Source organism: Frankia sp. CgJB1 (assembly GCF_977947065.1).
In genome coordinates this window covers 1-8629 of sequence record NZ_CDWTNB010000170.1, presented here as the reverse complement: position 1 = coordinate 8629, position 8629 = coordinate 1, and the positions used below count along the sequence as shown (strand labels likewise).

At 71.2% G+C, this 8629-nt stretch carries 7 protein-coding genes; all 7 read right to left on the bottom strand.

Features of this window, described 5'->3' with window-relative positions; all coding sequences use genetic code 11:
• Nucleotides 1–549 (bottom strand): shikimate dehydrogenase family protein (locus tag AC08OT_RS16590; RefSeq protein ID WP_476603009.1); only part of this gene is annotated, 549 nt, incomplete at its 3' end.
• 36 nt (nucleotides 550–585) lie between these two features.
• Entirely contained in the window at nucleotides 586–1866 is a 1281-nt protein-coding gene (gene mltG, locus AC08OT_RS16585; RefSeq protein ID WP_476592709.1) for an endolytic transglycosylase MltG, read from the bottom strand.
• Complete coding sequence (gene ruvX, locus AC08OT_RS16580; RefSeq protein ID WP_476592710.1) at nucleotides 1863–2456, bottom strand: Holliday junction resolvase RuvX; 594 nt, start codon at nucleotides 2454–2456, stop codon at nucleotides 1863–1865. The genes mltG and ruvX overlap by 4 nt, the downstream gene beginning before the upstream one ends.
• Nucleotides 2453–5098: an alanine--tRNA ligase gene (alaS, locus tag AC08OT_RS16575; protein WP_476592715.1), complete on the bottom strand. Its 2646-nt coding sequence runs from the start codon at nucleotides 5096–5098 to the stop codon at nucleotides 2453–2455. Before alaS ends, ruvX begins: the two co-directional genes overlap by 4 nt.
• 125 nt (nucleotides 5099–5223) lie before the next feature.
• Nucleotides 5224–5598: a hypothetical protein gene (locus AC08OT_RS16570; RefSeq protein WP_462186050.1), complete on the bottom strand. Its 375-nt coding sequence runs from the start codon at nucleotides 5596–5598 to the stop codon at nucleotides 5224–5226.
• Entirely contained in the window at nucleotides 5599–6129 is a 531-nt protein-coding gene (locus AC08OT_RS16565) for a DUF948 domain-containing protein (RefSeq protein ID WP_476592711.1), read from the bottom strand.
• Nucleotides 6130–6272: 143 nt separating this feature from the next.
• Nucleotides 6273–7841 carry a replication-associated recombination protein A gene (locus AC08OT_RS16560; protein WP_476592712.1) on the bottom strand — a complete coding sequence of 523 codons (1569 nt, stop codon included), beginning with the start codon at nucleotides 7839–7841 and terminating at the stop codon, nucleotides 6273–6275.
• Nucleotides 7842–8629 lie beyond the last annotated feature (788 nt).

The window sequence follows — 8629 nt, the reverse complement described above, 5'->3', positions numbered from 1 at the left end:
GGTGCAGCCCGCCGCGGCGACCGCCGCGACCGCGGCGCGGGCCGTGCCACCGGCACCGAGTACGAGCGGCTGGCACGGGACCGCGCCACGCATCACCCGGCGCAGCGCCATGCTGATGCCGTCCACGTCGGTGTTGTAGCCACGCAACCGACCGGCGGGCCCAACGACGACCGTGTTGACGGCGCCGATGACCGCCGCCGTCGCGTCCACCTCGTCGAGCAGGTCGAGCGCGACGATCTTAAGCGGCATGGTCAGGGACAGCCCGACCCAGTCCGGATCCGTGCGGACCCGGGTGAGTATCGCGGCGAGCCCGGTCTCGTCGCAGTGCACGGCGGTGTACGTCACCGCGAGACCGAGCCTGGCGTAGGCGGCGGCATGCAGCACCGGGGAGAGCGAATGGCCCACCGGTGCCCCGAGCACGGCGGCGCGGGCGGGGCTCGACGACGACGCGGTAGCCGCGACGGTCGCCGACGGTTCCACGGGCCGACGATGGCACTCAGGGAGCCGGCTGCGGGCCGGGGTCGTGCCGGCGGGAACGATCTCCGGCACTACCGGGCCCTCCTCATGCTCGCGGCTTCCCTCGCACTACTCACGGCCCCCTTCACGCCGGTACTGGGCCTCTGCCTGCTCCCACTCCCGCTCCGTGGTGGCGAAGACCGTCACCTTGCTCTGCGGCATGGAGACGAAATAAAACCACGATCCGTCGGCCGGTTCCAGCGCCGACCGCAGCGCCCAGACGCCGGGGTTGGAGATTGCGCCCGGCGGCAACCCTTTCACGGCCCGTGTGTTGTACGGGTTGTTCTGAGAGAGTTGTTCCCTGGTCAACGGCCCCTCGTACCCGTCCGTGGCGTAGCGAGTGGTCGAGTCCATGTCGAGCCGGCCGAATCTCCCCGACGTGTCCTTGAGCCGATTGTAGATCACCCGGGCCACCTTCGGACCCTCGTCGCGGTTGGCCACCTCCTTCTCGATGATCGAGGCGATGGTGACGATGTCCTTCGGCAGGACCCCGATCGCGGCGGCCCTGCCCTCCAGATCGATCGCCGCGGTCTCCCGCTTGAAGCGGTCGACGAAGGAGCGCAGCAGCTGCTCGGGCGTGGCCCCGGGCACGAGGTCGTAGGTGGACGGGAAAAGATAGCCCTCCAGCAGGTTCGGCGGCGCGTAGGACGGCAGGCCCAGCTGGGTGGGGTTCTTCGCGATCGCCTCCAGGTCTGCCATCGACGTGCCCAGGAGGCGTTCATGCAGTGCCGTGAGAACCTCACGGACGGTCATGCCCTCCTTGATGACGAACTTGAACGGCGCGGACGAGGCCGGGTCGAGCAGGGCCTCGAGCGCCGCGGCGGCGCTCATCCTGGTGTGCAGACGGTAGGTGCCCAGCTGGATGCCCAGCGACTTCGGGTTCGCGGCGGCGGCCTTGACAAACGCGGCGACACTCGCGGTCACGTTCGCGTCGTGCAGCTCCCCGGCGATCTCGCGAGTGCTCGCCCCGGCCGGGATCTGGACCACCGCGATGCCCTCGCCGGAGCCGGAGTAGTCGGCGGGCTCGCCGGTCGAGATGTGCCCGACGACCTTCCCCACCCCGTAGATCCCCAGTCCCAGCAGGGCGGCGACCACGACGAGCACCGCGATGAGCTTCGGCAGCGCGCGACCGCGCCGGCCGCCGTCGGGATCGGGCTCGTCCCAGCCGCCGCCGTCGTCCCAGGCGCGGTGGTCCCAGTCGACCCCGGCACGGTCGTCCGGGTACTGATCGTCGGCGTAACGATCAGCCGAGTAACGATCATCCAGGTAACGATCATTGCGCTGGCGGGCCCGACGGCAACGCGAGTAGGGGTCCTCGTCGAGTATCTCGTCGAGGTCGCCGCCGGTCACCTCTCGCCCGACGGCGGGACGGCACCGCCCGGGGCCCGGAGGTCGTCTCCCGGAGCCCGGACCACGCCGTCCGGACCCATGACCGGGGCGGCACACCCGATCGCGCCAGGCGCGCCGCTCCCCCGGCGGCTGTCCAGGTCGTGCTGCAGGATCTGCACGGCTGCCTCCTGATCCACGAGACTCCGGCGGGCACGCGAACGAACGCCACGCTCGGCCATCCTGCGATGAGCCGCAACCGTGGTGAGCCGCTCGTCCACAAAACGCACGGGGACGGGTGCGATCCGCTCGGCGAGTACCTCGGCGTACTGCCGCACCAGCCGGACCGCCCGGCCTTCCTGCCCGGACATCTGTCTGGGCAGGCCGACCACGACCTCTACAGCCTGCCACTCCCGGACGATGAGGACAAGTCGATCGATGTCCGCATTGCCCCGTCTATCCCTGGCCAGGGTAGTCACCGGAACCGCGAGCACGCCGCCGGGGTCGCTAGCGGCGACCCCGACCCGCACCGAGCCGACGTCGACCCCGATCCGCACCCCGGGCCGAGAAGCCCCGGGCCGGGAGTCCCCGGGCCGGGAGCCCGAGCCGCTCACCGCGAGGCGTGCTCGGCCACCAGCCCCCGCAGCCTGGCAAACACCGCCGGCACCAGCTGTGGGTCCCCCCCGCCGCCCTGGGCCACGTCCGGCTTGCCGCCGCCCTTGCCACCCAGGCTCGCCCAGGACTGCCGCACCAGGTCACCGGCGCACAGCCCCCGGCCGCGCGCGGCGTCGTCGGTCACCACAACGATCGACGACCCGTCGGCCTTGGCCACGGCGACGACGGCGGGCCGCCCGGCCAGCCGCCCACGCACGTCCAGCGCCAGCAGCCGCACGTCGTCGGGGGCGGTGCCGGCGGGCACCTCGACGGTGACCACGGCGACGCCAGCCACCTCCTCGGCACCCTCGGCCAGCGCCCCGGCCCCGGCGAGCACCGCGGCGGCCCGCAGTCGTTCCAACTCCCGCTCGGCGTCGCGCAGCCGGCCGACGATGTCGGTGACCCGGTCCACCAGCTCGTCCGGACGGGCCTTCAGCGCGGTGGACAGCTGCGACACCAGGAGATGCTCGCGCGCCAGGTAGCGGAAGGCGTCGAGGCCAACCAGCCCCTCGACCCGGCGGGTGCCCGCGGAGATCGACGCCTCCGACAGCAGCTTCACCGCGCCAAGCTGCGCGGAGCTCGCGACGTGCGTGCCACCGCACAGCTCGCGGGCGTAGTCGCCCACATCGACGACCCGCACGGCGTCGCCGTACTTCTCGCCGAACAGCGCCATCGCGCCGAGCCGGCGGGCCTCCTCCTGCGTGGTCACGAAGGCCCGCACCGGCAGGTCACGCAAGGCGACCTCGTTGATCTCGTCCTCGACGTCGGCGAGCACCGACGGCGGCACCGCGCCGAGGGCGTGGAAGTCGAACCGCAGCCGGCCCGGGGAGTTCAGCGAACCGGCCTGGGTCGCGCCCTCGCCCAGCGCGCGACGGAACGCGGTGTGCACGAGATGGGTGGCGGTGTGCGACCGGGACACCGCGCGGCGACGATCGGCATCCACCTCCGCGAACACCTCCGCGCCAAGCCGCAGCTCGCCGCCGAGCACCCGCACCCGGTGTAGGACCAGGTCAGGCACGGGCCGCTGGACGTCAAGCACCTCGACCTCGCCGCCGTCGAAGCGCAGCCGACCGAGGTCGGGCTCCTGGCCGCCACTCTCGGCGTAGAAGGGGGTCGCGTCGAGCACGACCCCGACCTCGGTGCCCTCCCCCGCCGCCGCCAGCCCCGCGCCGTCGGCGATGCCGATGAGGCCCACCACGCCGGAGGCCCGGCTGAGCTCCTCGTACCCGGTGAAGGTCGTCGGGCCGGAACGGGCCAGGATCGGCCGGAACGCGGACAGGTCGACGTTGCCGATCCGCCGCGCGGCCCGGTCCGCCTTCGCAGCCTGCCGCTGGCGGTCCATCAGCCGGTGGAAACCCGCCTCGTCGACGGACAGGCCCGCCTCAGCGGCCATCTCCAGCGTCAGGTCGATGGGGAAGCCGTAGGTGTCGTGCAGCTTGAAGGCCGCCTCGCCGCCCAGCATGGTCGAGCCCAGGGATCGGGCCTGGCGCGCCGCGGTGTCGAAGATCGTGGTGCCGGTGCGCAGCGTCTCGGCGAACGCCTGCTCCTCCGCGACGGCGACCCCGGTGATCGTCTCGGCGTTGTCGACCAGTTCGGGATAGATCGTCCCCATCGCCGAGCCGACGACCGCGAACAGCTCGCTCATCACCGGCTCGTGGGCGCCGAGCAGCCGGGCGTTGCGGATCGCCCGGCGCAGCATGCGGCGCAGCACGTAGCCGCGCCCCTCGTTGGAGGGGACGACGCCGTCGGAGATCAGCATCGCGGCGGTGCGGGTGTGGTCGGCGATCACTCGCAACCGCACGTCGTCGGCGGGGTCCGCGCCGTAGCGCCGCCCGGTCAGCCGGCCGGCAGCGTCGAGCACCGGCCGGGAGATGTCGATCTCGTAGAGGTTGTCGACACCCTGGAGGATAGTCGCCATCCGCTCCAGGCCCATCCCGGTGTCGATGTTGCGGGCCGGCAGCTCACGCTCGATCGGATAGTCGTACCCGGCGCCCTCGCCCCGCTCGTACTGCATGAAGACGAGGTTCCAGACCTCGAGGTAGCGCTCCTCGTCCGCGATCGGACCGCCCTCGCGGCCGTAGGCGGAGCCGCGGTCGAAGTAGATCTCGCTGCACGGCCCGCACGGCCCGGGCACGCCCATCGACCAGAAGTTGTCCTCCTTGCCACGGCGCTGGATACGCTCGGCGGGCAGCAGCTCGCGCCAGATCCCCCCGGCCTCGTCGTCGTCGAGGTAGACCGTCGCCCACAGGTCGTCGGCCTTGAAGCCGAACCCTTCGGTGAGCAGCTCGAAGGCAAACGGGATCGCCTCGGCCTTGAAATAGTCGCCGAACGAGAAGTTGCCGCACATCTGGAAGAAGGAGGCGTGCCGCGCGGTGTGCCCGACATTCTCGATGTCGACCGTCCGCACGCATTTCTGCACGCTGGTCGCCCGCGGCCACGGCGCCGGGAGATCCCCGAGAAAATAGGGCTTAAACGGCACCATGCCGGCGTTGACCAGCAGCAACGTCGGATCCTGGGCGACCAGTGAGGCGCTCGGGACGACGGTGTGCCCGCGCCGGGCGAAGTGGTTGAGAAAGCGGCTACGGATCTCGGCCGTGTCCATCGGGTTCACGTCGTCCAGACTCGTGGGAAGAGGTTCGACATCCCGGGGTGGCGCGCTGTGGTCGGGCGCGCCTTCCGGGCTGTGCGATGAGGGCAGGTGCCCCCGGCCCGCGGGCGAGGGAGTCCTCAGGGCCGCCGGGCGCCGGGGACGAGCCGCATCGTGCGTTCAGCGTCGTCGAGGTCAGCGGGGTAGCGCGGCGCGCCGGAGCCGGCGGCCTGCGCTGCGGCGTCCCGGGGCGGGGCAGCCCCGACCGCATCGCCTCGGTCCGCTTTGTCGCCCCGATCTGCTTCGTCCGGATCACCGTCGAGGCCGAGCGCGACACGGATCTCCTCCTCCCGCTCGGCCGCGGCCTCGCGCACGTCCGCGAGGAACTCCTGTACCGACTGTACGAGAGAGCCGGCCAGGCTCGTCGGCGTCAGGGAGGCTGCGGCCTTCGCCACCTGGCGCACCACCACGACGCCGGCCGCCGCCCCGAAAGCGAGATAGAAGATCCTCGACATCTACCGGCCTCCCCTACGCCCGCCCGCCGCGCCGGCGGCCGTGGGCACCGACGGGGTCTTCTCGCCCGCGGGCTGCAGGCCGCCACGCCCGGCCGACCGGCGCGCCGCCTTCTCGGCCTTCATCTGGGCCGTCACCCGGGACTCGACCTCCGAGCGGGTCCGCTTGGCCGCCGCCTGGCGCACGCCGTAGCTGAACGCCGCGACACGCACCATCGGGCCGCCGAGCGTCGCCGCGAACAACGATGTCAGCGAGGAGACGTTGGTCGTGATCGACTGCACGTTCGCCGTAATCGCATCGACCCGGTCGAGTTCTTTGTTGACGTGCGAGAGTGCCAGATTGACCTCGTCGACCGTCGCGCCGGCCTGCCGGACCCGGGCGGTTCCCTCGTCGAGGGCGAGACCGGTCTGGCGTACCCGGGCCGCGGCCTCATCGAAGATCTTGCCGAGCTTGAGCAGGACGTAACAGCCGAAGAGGACGAGCACCGCGAACGCGCCCGACGCGATCAGGCCCGCGACCGCACCACCGGACATATGTGCTCCTGCCTCCATCGTCGTTGGGCCGGTCCCACCCACCCGATTCGATCCGCCGTGCCGCGGGCGCCACCCAGCCGACGCTCCTGGAGTGACCTTACCGAGACGGCTACCGGGGCCACGGGTAGCCCCCACGAGAGAAGTCAGGACGGCGAGGAGAACGGTGGGGAGGGCGGCGAAGAGGGCGGTGGGGACGAGCCCGGGGACGGCGGTGGGTCACCGCGTACGACGCCACGCAGCTCACGGACCCGATCGGCCGCGCGGCGCTCGAAGCCGTTACCGCTCGGCTGGTAGTAGTAGGTCGAGGTCAGCCCGTCCGGCGGGTACTGCTGACGCACGACGTTGCCGGGGGCGTCGTGCGGGTACAGGTAGCCCGCGCCGTGGCCGACCCGCTGCGCGCCGCGGTAGTGGGCGTCGCGCAGCTGCGCGGGCACCGGCCCGGCCCGCCCGGCACGAACATCCGAGGTGGCGGCGTCGATCGCCCGGATCACCGCGTTCGACTTGGGCGCCAGCGCCAGGTGGATGACCGCCTGCGCGAGCGCCAGGCGGGCCTCGGGCAGGCCGACGAACTCCAGCGCCTGGCTGGCCGCGACCGCGACACCGAGCGCGCCCGGATCGGCCATGCCGATGTCCTCACTGGCAAGGACGATCATCCTTCGAGCGACGAACCGGGGATCCTCGCCGGCCTCCAGCATCCGCGCGAGGTAGTGGAGGGCCGCGTCGACGTCGCCGCCCCGCATCGACTTGATGAAGGCACTGATCACATCGTAGTGCCGGTCCCCGGACCGGTCGTAGCGCACTGCGGCCCGGTTGACGGCCCGCTCCAGCAGGTCGAGATCGAGCCGTGGCCGCGGGTCGACAAGCGCCTCGGTGTCTGCACCCGCCCCGGCGTTCCCGCCCGGTCCGGATTCGAGCTCATGGGCTTCGAGCAGCGCCTCGACCCCGGCCTCCAGGCTGGTGAGGGCCCGGCGGGCATCACCTCCGGCAAGGCGGACCACGTGCTCGCGGGCTTCGTCGGACACCGACAGCCGCCCGTCGTACCCACGCGGGTCGCGCAGCGCCCGGGCCAGCACCCCGCGGATGTCGTCGTTGGTCAGCGGCTCCAGCGTCAGCAGCAACGACCGGGACAGCAGGGGGCTGACCACGGAGGAGAAGGGGTTCTCGGTGGTGGCGGCGACCAGAGTGACCCAGCCGCGCTCGACCGAGGGCAGCAGCGCGTCCTGCTGCGTCCGGGTGAACCGGTGCACCTCGTCGATGAACAGCACTGTGCGCGCACCAGACGTTGACAGCGTCTCGCGAGCCTCATCGATGACGGCGCGGACATCCTTCACTCCGGCGGTGACCGCGGACAGCTCCCGGAAGCGTCGCCCGGTCGCCCTCGACACGATGTGCGCCAGCGTGGTCTTGCCGGTGCCGGGCGGTCCCCACAGCACGACCGAGGTCGTTGCGCCCCCCTCGACCAGCCGGCGCAGCGGGCTTCCCGGTCCGAGCAGATGCCGCTGGCCCACGACCTCGTCCAGGGTCCGCGGCCGCAGCCGGGCGGCGAGCGGAGCCGCGCGGTCCACCCCCGGACCGCTGCCACGCTGATCCCGGGGACCGGCGAACCCCGAGGCGGAGCGGGACGCCGTCCCGGCTGCCGACGCATCGGACGCATCGGACGCCCCGGCACCAGCCCCGGCAGCAGCGGAGAGATCGGCGTCGAACAGGCTCACCCGTTCACCGTACGACCGTCGTACGACCGTCGGGAGGCACGATCAGCCCGGAGCACGGCAGACCGCGGCCCCGACGGCGGCCCACCAAAGCAGACATATTTCATACAACGGCATAAGTATCTTAAATTTGCCCTTAGGATTAGGAATGAAATAACTTGTTCACTTCGGGGTCCTCGCGAGCCCGTGACCTGCGAAGACGCATATTGGCTTGCATTAATTACTTCATTACGAATTCTTACGACCCCACGCCCATTTCCCCGACCACGCTCGGACCACCAGAGCTTCATTGCCAATGCGCCGGAACGCGGCCAATGTGCCGGAACGCGCGGCGAACGGGTAGTGCGCCGCGCGTCATCCGGCACAATCCCCCGAAAGACCACACTTCGTTCACGTCGGACAACCGAGCCCCAATGGTGCGCGTATTATCATTCAGCTAGTCCGTTCAGCTGCTCGACTGAGCACACGTGCCACCTTCGTGGTAATACACGGTGTTCCAGACGGAACCGCGCCCGAAACCGACCCGGGAACCGGGCCGGATGACGAAATCGCCCTGACCAGCCCAAATCGCGACGACGGGCTACCGCACCGCACCGCCAGAACCAACCAGCTCACCCGGAGACCGAAACCCTGCCCCGGAGAGGTGCCACCCGATGACCGTGCTACAGCCGCCCCGCGCCCTCGGAAACCGTGCCGCCGCATCACGCGGGCACCGCTTCGACAAGAACAGCGCGATACCCGAAGCTCCGATCGCATCAGCCGAGCCGACCGGGCATCCGGTTCGGCTGGCC

What these genes read in the sequence shown, in the direction of transcription:
- alaS (WP_476592715.1), bottom strand. Translation starts at nt 5,098, where the DNA reads ATGGACACGGCCGAGATCCGTAGCCGCTTTCTCAACCACTTCGCCCGG.
- AC08OT_RS16570 (WP_462186050.1), bottom strand. Translation starts at nt 5,598, where the DNA reads ATGTCGAGGATCTTCTATCTCGCTTTCGGGGCGGCGGCCGGCGTCGTG.
- AC08OT_RS16565 (WP_476592711.1), bottom strand. Translation starts at nt 6,129, where the DNA reads ATGTCCGGTGGTGCGGTCGCGGGCCTGATCGCGTCGGGCGCGTTCGCG.